Below are 18,614 nucleotides of genomic sequence, written 5' to 3'. Positions count from 1 at the left end.
CGAGCCGACGATCAGGAGATGCGGGTCAGTTTCTCAGCCGTCCTGAGGAACTTCGTGCCGTTCCACTTGTACGTCTGGCTCACCATCAGATCGGGGCAGCAATTGGCGGCCCGGTCGCTGACCACCTTGCCGCGCAGGTGCACCTGGCCCTTCCGGATGGCGACGGTCTGGGACTTGAAGTAGCGGTTCTTGCCCAGCGCGCCGAGCAGGTGAGGGGCCGAGCGCTTGGCGGCGCCGTCGTAGACGAAGGAGATCACCGGGTTGCCAGACGTAGGGCTCGGGCATGACGACACGACCACGGTCTCGGGCTTTCCGTCACCCGTGAGGTCGCCTACGGCGGCGACGCGGGCGCGTATGACGTACCAGGTGTCGCTCGGCCGCGGCTTGAGACAGTGCAGCGCCCGCTCCACCACGGGCCCCCAGTCGAACCCCTTGGCGTCCGCGGTGGCGGTGCCCATGACGAGGAACGGCGCCAGCGAGGTCGCGATGACGACGGTCCCCGCCCAGGTACGGAGTCGGCGGCTGCTCTTGTGCTCAGCTGGTGAGTTCATGACCAGTCTGATGCGAGGAATGTCGGAGAAGTTCGAAAGTCAGGCCTTTCCATTGGCGGCGCACCAGTCGGTCCACGTGGTGGCACCCTTGCCCAACTGCTTGTTGTAGAAGGAGGTCCAGGAGTTCTCGCTCGGGCCGGGAGCGGTGGGAGCGGCCTTGAAGAGCGGGTAGGAGGCCTCGACCTCCGCCCGCAGCCACGGCTCGATGTCGAGGTAGGACGGCAGCGACCAGCTGCGGGCGTGGTAGGTGAGCTGCCCGCGGACGTCGGTCTCCGGCAGGCACATGAACGGCGCCCACGGGCTCGTCCTGGACCAGCTGATCTTGGTCTTCATCGCGCCGTTGGGGATGGTGCCCGCGTTCGTGCGGGCCTCGACCTCGCGGGCGTCGACGTAGAAGTCGAACATCTCCTGCGCCGCGTAGACGCCCTTCACCAGGCCGAACGACTCGCCCAACGCGAGCTTGAGATCCGTGCGAACCGGGATGTCGCTGGTCCACTCCGTCTCGTCGTACATCTGCCGCAGGGGCGGGCCGACGTAGGAGGAGGTGACGTTGAACGGACCGAAGTTCACCGCGTCGTTGTTGATGGGAACGACCGGGTAGGTCCGGAGGTCGATCGGGTTCTTCCATTCCCGCAGGATCTTCGTGGGGTCGGCGGGGTCGGTGTAGAACACGATCTCGCGGGAGAGCTGGTAGAGCTGCGTGGTGCCGGGCACCCGATACAGCCGCCGGATGTTGTAGCCCTCGACGTTGAACAGTTTCTGGCCATGGCGCAACTGCGGGTCGTAAGCGTTGCCCTCGATGTTGGCGTAAACCGCTCCCGAAATCCGGAAGACCATGTCCCGCCCGTCCGGCCGCCCATTGGTCTGCAAGGACAGCAGCCCGCTCTTGTCCGTCACCGTCTTGTAGACCGGCCCCGGATCTGTCGGATCATCCTGCTGGTCACCCGCCGCCGCGCCGGGAACGGCGACACACACCAACAGCGCGGCGAGGGCTGCGGACAAGGTCAAACCACGACGCTTGAACAAGAGGGCTCCTGCGATACAGAGGGGCAATGGGGACTACTCTGATCATTTCAGTTGCCGAGCCCCGGCCTCAACCAGGCCTTGCCCATCCTCGGCGAGGAGCGCAGGTGCGGGAGGCCGGGTGTCGAACAGCGTGCTGACCCACGAATTCCATGTGGGCGCCGCCCCGGAGAAGGTGTTCGAGCACCTCACGGCTCCGGAGAGCTACATCGGCCTGTCCCCGCTCGTGGTCGCCGTCAGCGATGTGGACCGCTCGGAGCCGGGTGTGATCCGCTACACCGCCGTCGAGCGCTTCCGCTTCCTCTCGATCTTCACGTACGACAACCCGATCAAAGTGGCGCTCCACACCGACGAGCTGTCCCTTTACGGCGAGGTGCGGAGCCCGGCCCGCATTCGCCTGGCCTACCGCTTCGACCTTGAGCCGGACGGCACCGGCACCCGGGTGAGCGACCGGCTCGACCTGACGGCCCCGTGGCTCCTGGTCGGCTTCGCCGCCGGCCAGGCGCGCAATGTCCAGCTCGCCCGCGCTCGGATCCTGGCAGAACGGTTGTCATGACCGCCCTCATGGATGGTGGCCACCGTCACCGGGGAGCGATCGCGCGAGGGCGTCGAGGATCACGTTGAGGCCGTACTCGAACTCGTCACCGAAGTCGTAACCGGGCAGGAGGACGTGCTCGGTCGCCATCTCCACGAGGTGTGGATAAGCGCCGTCGGCGAACTGCTCCATGATGGGCTCGGTCACCTCGGCCGCTGAGTCCGGGCCTTTGAAGGGCAACGAGGCCTCCTGCAGCGCGAAGCCGTACGTGTAGCTGTCGAGCAGGGTCTGCGCGTGCGCGGTCAGTGGCACCGAGAAGCCGGCCGAGCGCAGCGTGGCGATGGTCGCGTCAAGGTGCCGCAGCGTCGATGGGCCGGGGGTGGCTCGCGACTCGAGCAGGCCGATGGCCCAAGGATGGCCTCTGAGCACGCGCCGGGTCGAATCGGCCCGCCGTCGCATCTCCGCGCGCCAGTCACCGTCGGGAGACGGCAGCTCGATCTCACTGGCGACGAGGTCGACGATGCCGTCGAGGATCTCCTCCTTGTTGGCGACGTGATAGTAGACCGCCATCGGCTTGACGCCGAGCGCCTGGGTGAGCGAGCGGATCGTCAGCGAGCCGATCCCGCCCGCGTCGGCGACGTCGATGGCTGCCCGCAGCACCCGCTCCCGGGTGAGCGGCACACGTGGCGCGGCTCTCTTACTCTTCGGCTCTGACATCTCGCTTCGAGACTCTAGCACTTTTGTACTTAGTACGTTATCTTCCCGTACTAAGTACAAAAGTACTAAGTACGAAAGCGTCCACAGGAGGGAACTACCATGTCAGCGCATACCGTCGGCCGGATCGTGGGGGCCTGCTACCTGCTCGCGTTCGTCGTCTACCTCGCGGGCGGCGCGCTGGTCGATGCCGCCTCGGACAGCGCCGACGTGCTGTCCGGCGTTCTCGCCGCCAAGACGGCGCTGTCGGCGGGAGCCCTGCTGATGCTGGCCAACTCCGTCTTCGACATCGTCAACGGCTTATTGATCTTCAACCTGCTGCGGACGCGCCGCCCGTTCGCCGCCACCGCCTACCTGACGATCAGGACCATCGAGGTGGTGGTGCTGGCCGTCGGGATCCTCTTCCTGCTGCTGCTGATACCGCTCGCGCAGGAGTACGCGGCCAGCGGCCACGCCTCGGTCTTCCCCGCGCTGGCACGGGTCGCCGAGCAGGGGAACTACTACGCCTTCCACTTCGGGATGCTCGCGGTCTGCGCCGCCATGATGGTGTTCTGCCGCGCGATGCTGCGCGAGCGGCTGGTGCCCGCCTTCCTGGCGGTGTGGGGGCTGGGCGGGTACGCGCTCTTCATGGCCGGCACGATCGCCGAACTCCTCGGCTACAAGATCGCACTGACGACGTCGATCCCCGGCGGTCTCTTCGAGGTGGCCCTGGGGATCCTGCTCATCGTGAAGGGATTTCCCGCCCGGCCGGCGACCGACCACGCGAAAACGGCGCAGCCCGTACCGACGGACGCCGCCTGAAGAAAATGACGAGAGCGGCCGCTCACCGCTTTTCACCGGTGAAGGGCCGCTCTGGCCGGGGTAAATCTAATTCAGATCGTCTCTACCCAGGTATTGGTCCAGGTGTTCCGCCCGACCATGCCGTCGACCACGAGAGCATGCTCTTTCTGGAATTGGCGGCAGATCTCTTCGCTCCGCGGCCCGTAGCTCCCGTCGACCGTGATGGGCCAGCCGCGCATGCTGATCTCTTCCTGCCACTGCCGTACATCCTCGCCGTTCATGATCGGCGGGTGCTTGAGGACGCGACCGGGGAACGGCGGAGCCACCGCGCTAGGGGCCGTCCACGTCTTGTCCCACGTCGTCTCGTCGACGATGCCGGTGACCTGAAGGTGCTTCTCGGCCTGGAAGTTCTTGCAGAGACGCTCGCTCTCTGCCCCATAGATCCCGTCTACTTTGATATGCCAGCCGCGGTCCTGCATCCGCTGCTGCCATTTCTTTACGGCTTCGCCCTGCTGCGGTTTCTTGATGATGCCGGGAAATGGCGGTGCCTGCAAAGTCGGCGTAACGGTCACGAGTCGTCCTCCGTCGAGTCGTCGGCAAGGGCGGCGTTCGTCCAGCTTTCTGGGCAGGGTCATGGCCCATAATTCGCCGCCCTAATCCGCGTTAACGGCAGGTGGATACCCAGCACCCTCGGCGGTACTCTGCGGACGCTGATGATTTAACCCGTTCTGGAATGTGTCGATACGACTTGTTGACGCTGCTGAAGAGCTCGAAACGCGGGTCCGGTGGCGGGGTGAACCAGGGCCGGAGCCCCGTCATGGCGCAGCACCGGCACCGGCGATCACCAGGGGAAGTGCATACCTGTTCATGCCCGACATCCGGTCGCTGGGGCAGTAGTTACAGAAGAAGCCTTGCGCCCGAATTACGGTGAAAAGTTCGCTGGTATACGCGCACATTTCATTGGCGAGAAGGCGAGTACCGCAAGCTGGCCGGCCTGCAGGCGGGTTTCAGTATGGAAAAATTCAAGTCGACCCTCGGAGACCCGCTCTACCGCGCCAAGATCGGCAATGCGGGCCGCAAACTGATCGAGAGCGTATTTCCTGGGCGCGAATACTGGGTCGACGTTCTCTCAGATGACTCAGACGTGGTGCTCGCGTATTCTGTAACGTCCTGCAATCGCCAGTTCCAGCCGACGTTCAGGCCCAACATGAATCCATCGAGTCCTATAACGCTCAACAAGACTACGTTCGCGGATGTACCGGTGAACAGTGCCGCAGATACGACAGCCTTCCTCTCCGGCGCGACAGCGAACAGCTACATCTACCAGGCCATCTATCAAGGAAATCCGTCGAACTACAAAACGCATGCTTGGGGGTTGAATGACGCTTGCCAATGGTTTTCGAGCAAGGACGGCAAAGGCGTAGGAGGCAGATGGCTCACCTGGAACGCCTCCGAAGAAGGGCGGAAGTTCGCCAAGAACAAGAGCATCGGCCCGGAGATGAGGAAACTTCTCGCAATATCCGCTGTCAACACGTACATGGAAACAGCGCCCAACGCCGTCGATATCTTCACCGATGGACGTGGCATCAAGGAGCTTTACCCTCAACAGCTGGGGGTGGATCGGATCATTGTCCGAAGTTACCCCGGCCAAGATCTCGTTCCGTGGACGTCGGCGTAGCCGAAAGCGATTCAGCTTGTCGGCTGGGGAGCGGCCGGGCCGATGAGGTCGGCCTGACCTGCCGACTGGAGGCGTTCGAAGGCGAGGCGGACGGCCACCGAGCCCTCACCGATGGCGGCCGCGACGCGCTTGACGGAGCCACTGCGCACGTCGCCGACGGCGAATATGCCGGGCCTGCTCGTCTCCAGGAACAGTGGTGTCCGGCCCCCGTGCTCCAGCCGGTCGGCGGGGATGTCGCTGCCGGTCAGGAGGAAGCCGTGCCTGTCCTCGGCCAACTGGCCGGCCAGCCAGCCGGTTCCCGGCTTCGCGCCGATGAAGATGAACAGCCCGGCCACAGCAAGCTCGTCCGCTTCCTGCCGGCCTTCGCGGCGGAGCCTTACCGCCTCGAGTTGGTCCGTCCCGATCAGGGCGGTGACATGGGTGGAAGGCCGGACGACGATGCGCGGGTTGCGCTCGATCCGGTCCACCAGATACCGCGACATCGAGGTGTCGAGCGCATCGTGACGGATGATCACGTACACCTCGGCGCATGAGCGGCTGAGGAAAAGAGCGGCCTGCCCCGCGGAGTTCCCGCCGCCGACTATCGCGACCGGCCCGGTGCCGCAGGCCTGGGCCTCCGTCTGGGTCGCCGCGTAGTAGACCCCGACGCCCTCGAACTCCGCCAGGCGGTCCAGGGGAAGCCTGTTGTACCGTGCGCCCGTTGCGATGATCACCGACTTGGCCTGGATGGCTTCGCCATCATCGAAGGCGACCTGGTGAACACCATCCTGGAACGACAATGAGGTGGCTTTCGCGGCCAGCTTGATGCGTACGCCGAACTTCTGCGCCTGCAGCGTCCCCCGGGCCGCGAGCTCTTCCCCGGACAAGCCCGCGGGAAAACCGAGGTAGTTCTCGATACGTGACGAGGTCCCCGCCTGGCCGCCGAGCGCGGTGTCTTCCGCCAGGGTGGTCGCCATGCCCTCGGACGCGCCGGCGACCGAGGCCGCGAGCCCGCCTGGGCCCGCCCCCACGACGAGCAGGTCACACACACCCGGCGGATACGCACCGGCGTGCCCCGAGATGGCCAGGGCGTCCAGGAGCGCGCGGCTGCCGGGATTCCTCAACACCGGCCCGCCAGGGACGATGATGATCGGAAGATCGGCGATCGGAACGTCCAGCCCCTGCAGGATCTGCTCGGCCTCGGGCGACTCCTCCAGATCCAGCCAGTTCCAGACCAGGCGGTTGCGCGCCAGCACCTCCAGCAGCCGCCGCGTGTCACGATCGAAGCGCGATCCGATCAGGGTCAGGCCTGTGCTGCGGCTCATCAGGATGGAGTGACGGAGCAGGAAGGTTCGCAGGAAGAGGTCGCTGAGGCCCGGCTCCTGCGCCATGATCCGGCGCAGTTGCGCCACCGGCACGGCGAGAACCCGCCCCGCGGACGTGGCGACGGCGCTGAGGAAGGCACGCTGCCCGGTGAGCATCCCGATCTCGCCGAGGAACTCCGACGGACCGTAGCCGGCGACGACGGCCGCCCCTGGCCTGCCGTACCCCTCCACGATGTCGGCTGTGCCCGCGAGCAGCACGATCAGGTCGTAGGTCTCGTCGCCATCGGCGAACAGCACGTCACCGGCGGCCACGTCACGTTCGCTGCCATAGCCGCGCAGCACGCCGAGTTGGGCCGCGTCCAGGACGGGAGAGCGCCCCACCAGCGAGACCAGACGCGGCTCCGCAGAAGCTTCAGCTGGATCCGTGTCCATCAGAACCCCCTAGCGGACAGGTCAGGTGACGTGTTCATGCTGGTGTGTTCGCGAAAGTGGGCGGCAATCTGGCTGCACCGACTGCCGGAAGAGCCGCGCCTTCCACCTCGACCCTGATCAGCGGTGACGGCGGCGCGCTGCTGGTCGACTGTCTCATCACCGTACAGGAGGGGCGGAAGCAACCCCTGTCGAGCTCGTTAGGGTGATGCCATGTCCAAGGTATTGATCACGGGAATGTCGGGGACTGGCAAATCGACCGCTCTTCGAATCTTGGACTCACGGGGACACCGGACTGTGGATACGGACTACGGCCGGTGGAGCCACGAGGTCACGCTGTCAGACGGGTCGTCGGACTGGGTGTGGCGCGAAGAGGCCATGACCGACCTGCTCACCGGGCACGAGGAGGGCGGCTTGTTCGTGGCCGGCTGTAAGAGCAATCAGGGGAAGTTCTACCCGCAGTTCGACCACGTCGTGCTGCTGAGCGCGCCCGCTGAGATGCTGTTGGCCCGGGTCATGACGCGGACCAACAATCCGTATGGCAAGCGGCCGGAAGAACGAGCAGCCATCCTGGAGAACCTTCGTGTTGTCGAGCCGCTGCTGCGAGCCACCGCGACCATGGAGATCGACACGTCCGCTCCGATAGAGCAGGTCGTCCGGCAGCTTGAGGGGCTTGCCTCGCTGCGATCCAGTCGATGCTGATCGCTCGGTACCGGCCCGAGCGGCGGCCCGCGCGAGCCTGCGGGCAGGGCCGCGTCAGGTTCAGTCGAGCAGTTCCAGGCGGCGGTGACCACGTGTTCGTAGCGGTCTTCGACGGTGGCAAACCACGAAACCACCCGGCTCCGTTTCGCTCTACATACAGCGCCAGTCCCAGTCCCAGTCATGGGAGTCGTACACCTCGACAATGACTCGGCGTCCGCCGGCAGGTCCCTCGTCTTCGAAAAACAGAGAGATCATCGCCTTTTCCTCGGCACCCCTGATCGATGCGTTGCCATAGTGGCGATGGATCTCCTGCGGCGTCAGCGCAGTTTGCAGCGTGATCCTGACGCGATAGTCGCAGTAGGCTCCGCTTCCCTTGGCCAGATTCTTCCCGAAGGTCACGTCACGATCCACCGGGAAAACGTCTCCGGTACGTGGTGGAAGAGGATAGGCGAGGACGCGCTTGTATAGGGCTTCGAGACGGGCGTTGTCCCGCCATACAGGCGTCATGACCAAGATGAACACCGTGGCAATCGGCGCGAACACAGCCGTCATGGAGATCCACAGACCTCGCCTCATGAGATCACACGGCCCATTCCCGTCACCTTCGCCATAGTCTTCCCGTACGGCTGCCACGCCGTCCCCACTTCATATCGCGGAGGAACCAAGAGGAAGTACAGTTGCCTCCGTTGCCACCGGGATACGGACCCGCGAGTGCTGGCCCTGAGCACGGCCGGTACGATTCCCGCCCGGATGAGATAGCCAATGTCGATGACACGGACATGCCTGACAAGGTCAATGCGAGCTGGTTCCGGATGGCAACCGAATACGGGCTCATCAACGATGACCGCGAGTTCCTGCTCTCAGCCTGCTACGCGAGATACTACGAAACAGATGATGGGGACGATGACCTCGCGTGGGTTCAGGTACGCCTCCTCGATGGCTGGGATTTCGTCGCGAGCGAAGTAGACATGCTGCGAAGCGGGATGGCAGGGCTGTTCACCACACGCTTTGTGCCGGAGTTCACGGTTGCGTCCCTGGACGGGCGGACGATGATGAACACCACCGTCTGGGGCAACGGCACCGTCAGCACTATCGCGATCCGCGCCCACGACGACTCTCCGCAGAGCGAACGTTGATCCCAAAGAGGGCCTAGAGCCAGCGCGCTGAGCGGACAACGTCCCAAGCAAGACGAGGGTGTTGGCCGACAGATCGTCGATCACCAGTCGTCGGTGATGAGGTGCTTGGGCGGAGCCGTAATCTTGACGGGTTTTCCCCATCCTCGGTAGATGATGCTCATGGTCATGGTGTCGGCCTTACCGCCCGCCGGCCGGGTGAACTTCATGATGGCGTGGAAGCGTCGCGGCAGGTTGTCCGGGCCCACCCAGAGTTTCCAGGTGATCGGCCCGCCATACGCGAACTCCTCCTCCCGGGTCTCGAAGTACATCCCGGCCTGCCTCTCATCCAGCTTGGGAACCGTCACCGTGCCGCTGTGGAGGGTCGTCTTCACTCCCTCGAAAGTTCCGCCGTCGGTGCTGGTCACACCGTGGGAGGCGACCAGCTTGAGGAAGCCCGGGTTGATCCCGTTGATCAGGTCCTCTCCCCAGATGACCCCGGCCAGGTTCCGCCCGTAGGACCATTTCCCGAGCGTCGACGGCGACTTCCAGGTGTACTTGCCGTCCTTGGAACGCACGTAGTCCTGAGAGTAGAACTCCCGGCCGATGCTGATTTCCCGGGACCGGCCTGTCCCCTCTGGCTCCTGGGAGATCGTCGTGGTGTCGGCGGCGTACACGCCTGAAGCCCTGAAGCGGTACGCACCGGACGCCTTGATGTCCCAGGTGGCCGGAGGCCCGCCGCGTCGCTTGACGGAGAAGCGCACACTGCTCTTCTTCGCGAACTGCTTCTTGATCGCTTTTACGACGGAGTCGAGAGACTTCGATTCGGGAGTCGCGTGCACGGCGCCGCCGGGAATCGCGACGCTCAGCAGGCTGGCTACCACCAGTACTACGCTCAGGCGTTTCATGCGCGGATGATCACAGATGATGATCTCCATCTCATCACGGCAAGATGGACCCTCACGATCAGCTGGACCGCGGCCGATCAGTCCCGCCTCTCCTTCGGAGGCGGCATACAGTACGGGCCGCTGCCCGGGCGTGTCCCCGCGCAGGAAGGACGTCCCACCCGCGCCGTAACCGGACTCCAGCTTCGCTGCCTCGACGGGATCGGTGCGGGTGATGTTGAAATCGAACGGCCAGGTCAGCAGTTCGACGGGCGCTGAACTGCGGGCGCTGCGGCTTCGACGACCGGGCTGGTACGCCTGCGCGGACGCCACCGCGCGACAGTCGCGTCCTAACGACGGGGCCCGGTCCACCCGGACCGGACCCCGCCGTCAGACGTACGGCTGCTCAGCCGGAGAAGATCGCGCTGTGCACGTCCACCGGGTTGGCGGCATCGCCGGTGGAGACGCCGTACGCGGCCGTGAAGGCGTTGCCGACCGTCGAGACGAGGCCGGTGTAGTCACCGAGCAGGCGTCCCACGCTCGTCAACGGGACCTTCCGCGTGTCGAACGGCCCTTCGATGTGCTGCTCGCGCCACGCCCCCGGCTTCGTGCAGTTGCTCGAGCAGGTCACGGCCCACAGGTCGGTGGGCAGGGTGGCCGGGTCGGGCGTGTTGTTCCGGAAGTCGTAGTACGTGACCGCCACGGTGCCCGTCTTGGACGCGGCGACGACCGGTACGGCGGCGGAACCGGTGGGCGTCTTGTCCAGACGGATCGGGGCGGACCACGTCTGCCCGCCGTCCGCCGAGCGCGAGTAGGCCACGTGGAAGGTGCCGTCGGCCTCCTGGCTCTGCCAGGTGGCGTTGACCACCTGGGTGCCCGGTTGGGCGGACAGCAGCGGCAGGGAGGCGTTGCGTACCGGGTCACCCGAGTTGTCCGGGTCCGGGATGCGGGGGCCCACCGCGAGCGGGGCCGGGACGTTCAGCGTCGGCGCCGACCAGGTCTTGCCGCCGTCGGTCGAGCGGATGACCCGGGTGGAGCCGTCGGTGATCGTCTCGTAGTGCGTGCCGATCAGCAGCGTCCCGTCCGGGAGCGGCACCAGTTGGGTGCCGATGGCGCCCTCGTTGGTGGGCACGTCGTACACCTTGCTGGTGGTCCAGGTACGTCCGTCGTCGGTGGACTTGGCCAGGTAGATCGGCTGCACCCAGTTCGGCGTGGTGCTGGTCGACTGGTCGTCGATGCGGTCCCACACCGCGTAGACCACGCCCGGGTGGTACGGGTCCGCGGTCACCGTCGGGCGGTCGTTGAAGAACTGCGGGTTGTCGTCCCGCTGCAGAGTGGTCGGCGCGTCCCAGGTCCGGCCGCCGTCGCCGGAGCGGGCCACCAGGATGGCGGTCACGTCGCCGGCGCGGGACATCGACAACGACGCGGCGATCGCGGCGCCCGATGGCGTGACCGTGACCCAGTTGTCCGTCGTGACGGCGTAGTCCCCGCCGTTGGCACTCGTGCCGCCGTTGCACTTGGAGAAGGCGGGCAGGTTCGTGGACCGCTGCCAGGTCAGGCCGTAGTCGTCCGAGACGGCGGTGACCGCGCCGTTGCTGCCGTAGCGGTTCCAGCGATCCTGCTGGTACACCGTGACGAGGTGCTGCGGACGGTTCGGGTCCCGCGCCAGGGTGGGCAGGACTTCGGTGTTGGGGTTCAGGGTGTAGCCGTCGGCCGGGGGGAGTCCGCAGCCTGCGGGCAGCGAGCTGGTGCCCGAGAGCGGCCGTACGACGGCGGGCCCGCCGGTCGCGGCATCGTCCGCGGCAGCGGGCTGCGCGACGGTGCAGGCCAGCAGGATGGCCGATGCGGGTAACAGAGCCCTGAAGCGTCGGATCACGAGCTTTCCTCATCTTCGTTGTGTTGATGAAGACGTCACCGGCTCACCGGGAGAAAGTGGCATCTCCCAGGCGTCCGGCGAACGACGCAGCGAAGATTACCGGCGCAAGATCAGTTTCGTCTGCCGAATGATCGCCAAGCCCACCACCACACATTCCATCGGCGTAGATGATCCGTTAGAGTCTGAAAGCGTTTGCTGGAGATCACGGCGTTGAGGAGACATCGTCCCCAACCATCTGGCCCCTGCATGGGTGTTGCGGTTCACCCCGGAGATCTGGATCAGCGCGGGGAGAGGCGTCTGGGAGGCCGCTGAGGACGCGGCCCGGGGCGTGGACGCGTTCTGCCGGGCGATGGATGAACAACCCTTCGGTCAGGACGACCTGGGCCGGGCGCTGTTCGAGGGCGACCCTGAGGCGGGCCTGCCGGGGTTCGCCCGAATACGTGATGACCTGCTGAAAGACCTGGTCGTGGCGGTGAATCTGCTGCGCGGGATGGCGGCCGGGCTGGTTGTCACCGGGGGCACGTATGCCACAGCCGAGGGGGCGAACGCCGGGATCCCGAGCGCGCGGTCGTGCCCGGCATGGCTGACGGATCCGGAGGAGTACAAGCCCGCGCAGGGTTCGTGCGGCCTGCCGACGACCACGCCACCGCCCGCCATCGTGAGCCAGGCGCTCTGGTTCCTCGAGTCCGTAGGGGTCGGGGCCGCGTGGCCGGATGGCGATCTCGACGGTGTGGCGCGGTTGCGGGATGCCGCGACGGCGCTGGGACGCGTGATCGGCGATGTTCAGGAGCAGATCGCCGGTCAGTCCAGGCGGGCGGCCGGAGCCGGGGGCGGGCCGGCCACGGCCGCGTTCGGACAGGCCGCGCGGTTGGTGCACGGCGAGAAGGGGCAGCTGGCGTACCTGCGGCGGCGGTGCGAGCATCTCGCCGGCTGCGGCCAGATCGCCTATGACGCGATCGTCAAGGCCAGGTGGCGATTCGTCGCATGCGCAGCGTTCGTGCTGGCATTGATGATCCTCGCGAAGCTACTGGCCCCCCGGCTCGGCCCCTTGCTCGACGCCGTGGTGAAAAAGCTGCTCCGAGCGGAGGGCCTGGCGCTGCGGATCATCCTGCTGATCATCCGTCAGGCCGCGCTGGGCGCGATGTACTCCGGCGGGCTGAGCTCGATCGATCAGTTGTTCGCCACCGGCACCATCGATGCGGCGGGGCTGCTCCGGAGTACGGTGCACGGAGCGCTCGCCGGCGGGCTGATGGCCGGTGCGCACGCCGCGCTGCCGGCGCTGCTGCGCCGAGGCGGACCCGCGCTCACCGGCCTGGCCGAGGCCATGGAGTCGGCCACCTGGGAGCGGGCATTCTCCCGGATCCTGGTCGGCGGGGCGGTGAGCACCACCGCGCTGGCGACCGCGGGATGGGCCGCCGGCGCCGGCTGGAATGGGAAGCACGCCGCTGAAATGGGATTCGGCATGGCCGTTCTCAGCACCGGCGCGGCGATCGCCGCCCGAACCTGGCCCGTCCCGGGCTACCGGAGTCTGCGGGGCAGAGCCTGGAAACAGAGTCCGGCCAAGCGGTGGCATGACGTCAAGTGGGCCTTGGGGATGCTCACGATCACCGCTCCCGCGGTCTTCGCCTTCGCGCTCGCGAAGTTCGCCGAGGACAGAAGGAATCCCTTCTTCCTGCAGAAACGGACCGGCCAGTTCGGCCATGAGTTCGACATGGCCAAGGGCCGTACGATGAGGACGACCGACGGCAAGGACAGCAGCGCCGGCTCATCGGATCAGCGGCGCACGTGGGTCGGCAAAGGTTGGGCGAAGACCAGTCTCGACGAGTTCGTCCAACTGGGTTACAACGTGCTCTACAAGAGCAACATGTCAGTCGTGAACGACCGACCGATATTTGAGGTCGACCGGCAGAAAACAATAAATGCCCTCGGCCCCACCCTGGGCCCGGTCTGGAATGAAAAGGATCAGGCCGGAAAGCCTGGGCTGTTCGGTCGGTTCGCCAACAAGATCCTCGAGCTCAATCTCACGCCGAAGACAAATGCGTACGACGTTCAACGAGGGCACCAGGGCATCTGGCATGACCAGAGCGCGAGCCTGGCCTCGGACCGGAAGATCCTTTGGGAGTCCATTTCCGCTTACTGGAAGCGCATTTCCTAGTCTCGATCTTTCCTGACTTGCGCCCTTCCGTGATCGGTACGCTGACCTCCATGGGCAACCGCGAACCATCTCTGCAGCTGGTGGACGTAACTACGACGTTGGACATGACACTCACCGCCCTGAGAGCCGCAGGCGCCGACTCGGCATACCGCGTGGGCGGCACAAGCGCCGCGCTTCTGCAGGGTGTCCACCTCCCTGCCGGCGACATTGACATTCTGGTAGCTCGACGAGAGGACGTCGACACGTTCGCCGCCGCCCTCTCCTCGTTTCCATGCCTTTATCCCGCGTCCTGGATCCCCGAAAGTTCGCAGTACTTCACCAGGTACGAGGTGAACGGGGTCGATGTGGAGGTCAGCACCGTCGAGACGGAAACCGACTCCGACGTGATGGAATGCGTTGGCCGCGGCCCGTGGGAGCACTACGTCCTGATCACATGTGGCTCTCATCGTGTCCCGGTGATTCGCCTGGAGCTACGGCTGGCCACAGAGCTCCTGCGAGAGCGGCCTGATCGCTACGAACCTCTCCTCGGCCACATGGGCAAGCACGGATTCGACTCCGCTCTTTTACAGCGGGCGATGGACGCTCACCAGCTTCCAGCGGAACGCCGGCGACTGATTCAGGACCGCCTCGCGCGCCGGTAGCCGCCGGTTACCTTCGGGCGCCGGCTCCCGTCATACAGGCGACGACCGCGTACGCCCGCGGTCGTCGGACCAACGAATGGATGGGAGACCAGGATGCTGACGAACATCATGTATGTGACGGTCTATGTCACCGACCAGGACCGCGCGCTGGAGTTCTACACTGAAGGGCTCGGCCTGGAGAAGCGAATCGACTACCCGGGACCGGAATCCCGCTTCCTCACCGTGGGCGTCGCCGGCAGTCCGGTCGAGATCGTCCTCTGGTCGGGGCAGCCGCTCGGGGAGCGGCCGAGCGGCGACCCCGGTCCGCTCTTCCTCGAGTCGGACGACCTGAGGAAGGACTTCGAGGTGCTTCGCCGGCGAGGCGTGACCTTCGATCAGCCCGAACCGGAGGACTACCCGTTCGGCGTCCGCATCGAGGCGGTGGATCCGGACGGCAACCGGATCTCGCTCCGCCAGCAGCGCCGCCGATGACTGGCCGCCCGTAAACCGTGAGCGAGCAGATCCGAGGACGAGGACGAGATGACTGACACCAGCCGGACAGACCTGGTGGCCGAGGCGTTCGAGGCCCAGCGCGACAGGCTGCGCGCGGTCGCCTACCGCGTGCTCGGATCGCACGCCGACGCCGAGGACGTGGTCCAGGAGGCCTGGATGCGGCTCGCCCGCCAGGACACGGCGACCATCGCCAACCTGGCGGGCTGGCTGACCACGGTGGTCGGCAGGATCAGCCTGGATGTCCTGCGGTCCCGCCAGACCCGCCCCGAGGCGTCCTACGGCGACGGGCTTCCCGGGCTCTTGGTAACGGCCGACGACGGCGCGGAGCCCGACGAGTACGTGGCGCTCGCCGATTCGGTGGGGCTCGCGCTGCTCGTCGTCCTGGACTCGCTCGGGCCGAGCGAGCGGCTGGCGTTCGTGCTGCACGACCTGTTCGGGGTGCCGTTCGCCGAGATCGGCCAGATCCTCGGCAAGTCCGCCGACGCCACCAAGATGATCGCCAGCCGCGCCCGCAAGAAGGTACAGGCGACCGAACGGCCGACGGTCGCCGGACGCGAACAACGGCAGGTCATCCATGCCTTCCGCGCGGCAGCGGTGGGCGGCGATTTCGAAGCACTGCTGCGCGTGCTCGACCCGGACGTGAGACTGACCGTCGACACCCCCGGCGGGCTGGTCGTCACGCTCGGCGCCACCGAAGTCGCCGCCGGCGCGAAGATGTTCTCCGGCCAGGTCGCACGGCATCGGGCGGTGCTCGTCAACGGCCTTCCCGGGTACGTCTCCTGGCGCGAGGACGGAACCCCGCTCTCGATCATCTCGTTCACGGTCGCCGGCGGCCGGATCAGCGCCATCGCGATCGTGGCCGATCCCGCCAGGATCGCATCGATGTGCCTGCCGGACCCTGCGTGAGCCGCCGGTGATTCAGCCGCTGTCGACTGAGCCGTCGGCGTAGGTGACGGCGGGCGTGGGGGGCGGCTCGGAGCCGGTGATGGCGGCGCACGTCGCGGCCAGCACGTCGGTGGCCGGGTCCCGGGTGGTCACGCAGGCCATCATCGAGGTCGACGGCGCGTCGCCGGACTTGGCCACGGCCTTCGCCAGGCGCTCGCGGCTCATGGTCACGGTGCAGGTACGCGACATCGACCCCTCGTCGCAGCCGTACCAGAAAGGCGTGTTGATCGGCCGGTAGTTGGGGTTGTTCCGCGCGCGCATCGGGTTGGGGTCGGGGCCCGAGACCTTGGCGGCCAAGCGGATGCGCTGCCCCTCGGCGAGGCGGAAGCGGCACAAGGTCCGGCTGTGGTCCGTCTCGCCGGTCGCGGCGTGGCACTGGACCGGCGCGCCGGTGACCGTGACGCCCCAGCCGGTCAGGAGGGCGACCGCGAAGTCGTACTCCTTGGCCGGCTTCGACTCCCGTTCAGAGGGGAGCTCCAACGGCTTGGCCAGGCCGAAGTCGGGGATCACCAGCTCACGGAGCGCCACGTCCAGCTCGGCGGCGGAGCGGACGAAGCGCGGTTCGGGCGCGCCGCTGGCCCTGGCCAGCGTCTGGAGCTCGTCGCGCTGCCCGTCGGGCACCTGGAAGCCGACGAAACGGAACTCCAGCGTCAGCCCGGCGGCGGCCACGCGCTCGCGGATCGCCTTCAGGACCGCGTTCTGGTCGCGGGCGCAGGCGTCGGTGCCGTGGCTGGTCACCACGACGATGCGGTTGCCCCGCAGACCCCGGAAGGGGTAGAGGCCGGAGAAATCGTCGATCGCCGCGAGCACGCCGCTCTCCAGGGTGACCTTGCCCGCCGAGGTCAGCTTCCGCGCGGCCGAGGCGACCTGCTCGCCCTGCCCGGTGCCGCTGCTCACCAGTTCGGCGGTGTTGTCGGCGGCCCCGCAGGTCCCGCCGAACCTGCGCAGCGAGACGGCGTCGCGGTCACCGGCGTTCCGCGCGGCCGACCCGATGGAGGCGGCGATCGCGCCGATGTCGACCCGGCTCTCCGAGGTGTCCACGAGGAAGGCCGTACGGTGGCCGGGAATGGCGAGGTAGATGAGATAGGCGATCGCCGCCAGGATGAGCAGCAGCACGACGACCACCGCCACCCGCCGCTTGCGGGTCTTGGCCGGGGCGGTCATGAGGTGCTCGCCGGGGCTGTGGCGCGCAGTGCCTTGATCGCGTCGTTCATGTGCTTGACCCTGTCGTTGTAATCCGCGATGGCCCGTTCGAGCGAGGTGAGCTCCGGCGGCGAGCCGGCGCGCGCGCTGTCCAGCAACCGCCGGGCGCCGTCGAGCAGGCGGCCCTGTCGGGTGCGCAGGTCGGCCGCCCGCGCGTGGAGGTCGCGGGCGGCGGGGGTCTTGGCCCGGCCCGCGAGGTCGTCCAGTTCGGTGTCCACGCCGCCTGTTCCGGCCTGCCGCAGCTCACGCTCGGCGACGTCCAGCCTGCCGTCCCGGATGGCCAGCAGACCGGCTTTGACCCGGTCGATAGTGGCGTTGAGCGTGGTGATGACCCGCCTGGCGTTCTCCAGCACGGGCTCGACATTGGTGAACCAGTCGAGGGCGGAGTCCAGTTGCGCCGGCGTCCCCGCGTACAGCGGCGCGGTGGCGCCGGAGGCGTCGGCGATGCGCTCCAGCGCCTCGCGCTGAGCGCGCGGGACCCGGTAGCCGACCACACGGAACTGGATGTTCAGCCCCGCCGACGCGACCCGTTCTCGGATCTCGCGCTCGACGAAGGCGGTGTCCGCGTCGCAGGCGTCGGCGCCGTGGTTGCTGATCACGATGACCCGGTTGACCTGCTTGGCCCGCTGCGCGAAGGGCGCGGCGAAATCCTCGACCGCCGCGACGATGCCGCGCAGCAGCGTGCTCTGGCCCCCGGCTCGCACCTGGCCCGCCGCCGCCTTGATGTCCTGCCGATTGCCGGTGCCGAAGGACACGAGCTGCGTGGTGTTGTCGTCGGCGCCGCACTCGCCGCCGAAGCGGCGCAGCGCCAGCGCGTCCCGGTCGCCGGCGGAGCCGACGACGGTCATGAGCGACCTGGTGATGTCGCCGGGCTCGGAGGTGGCGTCGATCAGGAACTGCGTCTTGTACGTCGGCGCGTACTGCGGGAGGACCACCCCCACGACGAACCAGGCGACGCCCGCCACCATCGCCCCGACGATCAACGTGACCAGGGAGACGGTGAGGCTGCGCGGCAGGTTGACGACGGTGACGTACAGGTCGCGGGCCGCCTGGTAGATCCGCGCCAAGAAGAAGGCTTTGGCCTCGAGCGTCACCCCCGTTTTCGCGTCGTCTCGCGGCGCCTGGGAGGGTGCGGTCATCGCTCGCGTACGTGCATGTCCCCGCCGGACTGGAACAGGCTGGCCCGGCCCGACGCCCGGGCGATCATGACGCCGGGGGCGCCGGCGGCCGGCGGGTTGAGCCTGTCCACGATCCGGCGCAGCTCTTCCGCCAGCTCCGGATCGGCCGCGACCAGGCGCCCGAGCCGGCGGCGCCACTCCACGGCCAGTTCCTCCTCGGTCTGCTGGTCCGCGGCCTTCCTGGCGGTCAGCACCTCCACGCGTACCTCCTCGAGGTCCGCCTCGATCGCCGGCACCCGCTCGGGATGCGGCTTCCGCCAGAGCGCGGCGATCGCCCGCCGCGCGTCCTGCCAACCCTCCGAGGCCATCGCCCCCACCACCGCCGACCCGGCGGCCACCATGAACGGATCCACGCCATCAGCATCGAGGCGCCGCGCCAGGCCTGTCGAAGTCCCGTCGCCAATACCCCATT

19 protein-coding genes and 1 pseudogene are annotated in these 18,614 nt (G+C 67.1%); 9 read left to right on the top strand and 11 right to left on the bottom strand.

Annotated features, from left to right (window positions below):
- Positions 1-11 precede the first annotated feature (11 nt).
- Entirely contained in the window at positions 12-551 is a 540-nt protein-coding gene (locus KME78_RS40305; protein WP_219534762.1) for a hypothetical protein, read from the bottom strand.
- Positions 552-590: 39 nt separating this feature from the next.
- Positions 591-1,559, bottom strand: a complete 969-nt coding sequence (locus KME78_RS40300; protein ID WP_246652911.1) for a DUF1838 family protein — start codon at positions 1,557-1,559, stop codon at positions 591-593.
- A gap of 136 nt (positions 1,560-1,695) precedes the next feature.
- Between KME78_RS40300 and KME78_RS40295 the strand changes: the two genes are divergently transcribed.
- A complete protein-coding gene (locus KME78_RS40295) occupies positions 1,696-2,130 on the top strand; it encodes an SRPBCC family protein (protein ID WP_219534760.1) in 435 nt (144 codons plus the stop codon).
- A gap of 6 nt (positions 2,131-2,136) precedes the next feature.
- Here the strand turns inward: KME78_RS40295 and KME78_RS40290 are convergent, their stop codons facing one another.
- Positions 2,137-2,790, bottom strand: coding sequence for a TetR/AcrR family transcriptional regulator (locus KME78_RS40290; RefSeq protein WP_308127310.1), 654 nt, complete (start codon positions 2,788-2,790; stop codon positions 2,137-2,139).
- Positions 2,791-2,925: 135 nt separating this feature from the next.
- Here KME78_RS40290 and KME78_RS40285 point away from each other — a divergent pair, with 135 nt between their 5' ends.
- A complete protein-coding gene (locus tag KME78_RS40285) occupies positions 2,926-3,624 on the top strand; it encodes a DUF4386 domain-containing protein (RefSeq protein WP_219534758.1) in 699 nt (232 codons plus the stop codon).
- 71 nt (positions 3,625-3,695) lie between these two features.
- Here the strand turns inward: KME78_RS40285 and KME78_RS40280 are convergent, their stop codons facing one another.
- Positions 3,696-4,175, bottom strand: a complete 480-nt coding sequence (locus KME78_RS40280; RefSeq protein ID WP_219534757.1) for a peptidoglycan-binding domain-containing protein — start codon at positions 4,173-4,175, stop codon at positions 3,696-3,698.
- A gap of 407 nt (positions 4,176-4,582) precedes the next feature.
- Between KME78_RS40280 and KME78_RS40275 the strand changes: the two are divergent.
- Positions 4,583-5,281, top strand: a pseudogene (locus tag KME78_RS40275) (ETEC_3214 domain-containing protein); the annotation flags it as partial.
- A gap of 11 nt (positions 5,282-5,292) precedes the next feature.
- On the opposite strand, the gene KME78_RS40270 reads toward KME78_RS40275, so the two are convergent.
- A complete protein-coding gene (locus tag KME78_RS40270) occupies positions 5,293-7,017 on the bottom strand; it encodes an FAD-dependent oxidoreductase (protein WP_219534755.1) in 1,725 nt (574 codons plus the stop codon).
- Between the two features lie 210 nt (positions 7,018-7,227).
- On the opposite strand from KME78_RS40270, the gene KME78_RS40265 reads away from it, so the two are divergent.
- Positions 7,228-7,716, top strand: a complete 489-nt coding sequence (locus tag KME78_RS40265; protein ID WP_219534754.1) for an ATP-binding protein — start codon at positions 7,228-7,230, stop codon at positions 7,714-7,716.
- Between the two features lie 150 nt (positions 7,717-7,866).
- On the opposite strand, the gene KME78_RS40260 is transcribed toward KME78_RS40265, so the two are convergent.
- Positions 7,867-8,268 carry a hypothetical protein gene (locus KME78_RS40260; protein WP_219534753.1) on the bottom strand — a complete coding sequence of 134 codons (402 nt, stop codon included), beginning with the start codon at positions 8,266-8,268 and terminating at the stop codon, positions 7,867-7,869.
- Positions 8,269-8,495: 227 nt separating this feature from the next.
- Between KME78_RS40260 and KME78_RS40255 the strand changes: the two genes are divergently transcribed.
- Entirely contained in the window at positions 8,496-8,852 is a 357-nt protein-coding gene (locus tag KME78_RS40255) for a hypothetical protein (RefSeq protein WP_219534752.1), read from the top strand.
- 80 nt (positions 8,853-8,932) lie between these two features.
- Here the strand turns inward: KME78_RS40255 and KME78_RS40250 are convergent, their stop codons facing one another.
- A complete protein-coding gene (locus tag KME78_RS40250) occupies positions 8,933-9,736 on the bottom strand; it encodes a hypothetical protein (protein ID WP_219534751.1) in 804 nt (267 codons plus the stop codon).
- A gap of 382 nt (positions 9,737-10,118) precedes the next feature.
- Positions 10,119-11,588: a sialidase family protein gene (locus KME78_RS40245; protein WP_219534750.1), complete on the bottom strand. Its 1,470-nt coding sequence runs from the start codon at positions 11,586-11,588 to the stop codon at positions 10,119-10,121.
- Positions 11,589-12,078: 490 nt separating this feature from the next.
- On the opposite strand from KME78_RS40245, the gene KME78_RS40240 reads away from it, so the two are divergent.
- The 4 genes from KME78_RS40240 to KME78_RS40225 all read left to right on the top strand — a co-directional run bounded on the left by KME78_RS40240 (position 12,079) and on the right by KME78_RS40225 (position 15,782).
- Entirely contained in the window at positions 12,079-13,743 is a 1,665-nt protein-coding gene (locus KME78_RS40240; protein ID WP_219534749.1) for a sugar transferase, read from the top strand.
- Positions 13,744-13,793: 50 nt separating this feature from the next.
- Complete coding sequence (locus tag KME78_RS40235; protein WP_219534748.1) at positions 13,794-14,384, top strand: hypothetical protein; 591 nt, start codon at positions 13,794-13,796, stop codon at positions 14,382-14,384.
- A gap of 93 nt (positions 14,385-14,477) precedes the next feature.
- The gene (locus KME78_RS40230; protein WP_219534747.1) at positions 14,478-14,855 is read left to right on the top strand and encodes a VOC family protein; all 378 of its coding nucleotides are present in this window, start codon (positions 14,478-14,480) and stop codon (positions 14,853-14,855) included.
- A 48-nt stretch (positions 14,856-14,903) separates the two neighbouring features.
- Complete coding sequence (locus KME78_RS40225; protein WP_219534746.1) at positions 14,904-15,782, top strand: sigma-70 family RNA polymerase sigma factor; 879 nt, start codon at positions 14,904-14,906, stop codon at positions 15,780-15,782.
- Between the two features lie 12 nt (positions 15,783-15,794).
- On the opposite strand, the gene KME78_RS40220 is transcribed toward KME78_RS40225, so the two are convergent.
- The 3 genes from KME78_RS40220 to KME78_RS40210 are packed head-to-tail and all read right to left on the bottom strand — an operon-like array spanning position 15,795 to position 18,555.
- Positions 15,795-16,985 carry a vWA domain-containing protein gene (locus KME78_RS40220; RefSeq protein WP_219534745.1) on the bottom strand — a complete coding sequence of 397 codons (1,191 nt, stop codon included), beginning with the start codon at positions 16,983-16,985 and terminating at the stop codon, positions 15,795-15,797.
- Positions 16,982-18,163, bottom strand: coding sequence for a vWA domain-containing protein (locus KME78_RS40215; RefSeq protein ID WP_219534744.1), 1,182 nt, complete (start codon positions 18,161-18,163; stop codon positions 16,982-16,984). Before KME78_RS40215 ends, KME78_RS40220 begins: the two co-directional genes overlap by 4 nt.
- On the bottom strand, positions 18,160-18,555 hold the full coding sequence (locus KME78_RS40210) for a hypothetical protein (protein WP_219534743.1): 396 nt from the start codon (positions 18,553-18,555) through the stop codon (positions 18,160-18,162). The genes KME78_RS40215 and KME78_RS40210 overlap by 4 nt, the downstream gene beginning before the upstream one ends.
- Positions 18,556-18,614: the final 59 nt, after the last annotated feature.

It is taken from the genome of Nonomuraea guangzhouensis, assembly GCF_019396345.1.
Classification (GTDB): domain Bacteria; phylum Actinomycetota; class Actinomycetes; order Streptosporangiales; family Streptosporangiaceae; genus Nonomuraea; species Nonomuraea guangzhouensis.
This window is presented reverse-complemented; position numbering and strand designations above follow the sequence as displayed.

Coding starts and splice junctions, on each gene's coding strand:
- KME78_RS40305 (WP_219534762.1), bottom strand. CDS start 551: ATGAACTCACCAGCTGAGCACAAGAGCAGCCGCCGACTCCGTACCTGG.
- KME78_RS40285 (WP_219534758.1), top strand. CDS start 2,926: ATGTCAGCGCATACCGTCGGCCGGATCGTGGGGGCCTGCTACCTGCTC.
- KME78_RS40270 (WP_219534755.1), bottom strand. CDS start 7,017: ATGGACACGGATCCAGCTGAAGCTTCTGCGGAGCCGCGTCTGGTCTCG.
- KME78_RS40265 (WP_219534754.1), top strand. CDS start 7,228: ATGTCCAAGGTATTGATCACGGGAATGTCGGGGACTGGCAAATCGACC.
- KME78_RS40260 (WP_219534753.1), bottom strand. CDS start 8,268: ATGACGGCTGTGTTCGCGCCGATTGCCACGGTGTTCATCTTGGTCATG.
- KME78_RS40255 (WP_219534752.1), top strand. CDS start 8,496: ATGCCTGACAAGGTCAATGCGAGCTGGTTCCGGATGGCAACCGAATAC.
- KME78_RS40250 (WP_219534751.1), bottom strand. CDS start 9,736: ATGAAACGCCTGAGCGTAGTACTGGTGGTAGCCAGCCTGCTGAGCGTC.
- KME78_RS40240 (WP_219534749.1), top strand. CDS start 12,079: ATGGCGGCCGGGCTGGTTGTCACCGGGGGCACGTATGCCACAGCCGAG.
- KME78_RS40235 (WP_219534748.1), top strand. CDS start 13,794: ATGGGCAACCGCGAACCATCTCTGCAGCTGGTGGACGTAACTACGACG.
- KME78_RS40230 (WP_219534747.1), top strand. CDS start 14,478: ATGCTGACGAACATCATGTATGTGACGGTCTATGTCACCGACCAGGAC.
- KME78_RS40225 (WP_219534746.1), top strand. CDS start 14,904: ATGACTGACACCAGCCGGACAGACCTGGTGGCCGAGGCGTTCGAGGCC.
- KME78_RS40220 (WP_219534745.1), bottom strand. CDS start 16,985: ATGACCGCCCCGGCCAAGACCCGCAAGCGGCGGGTGGCGGTGGTCGTC.
- KME78_RS40215 (WP_219534744.1), bottom strand. CDS start 18,163: ATGACCGCACCCTCCCAGGCGCCGCGAGACGACGCGAAAACGGGGGTG.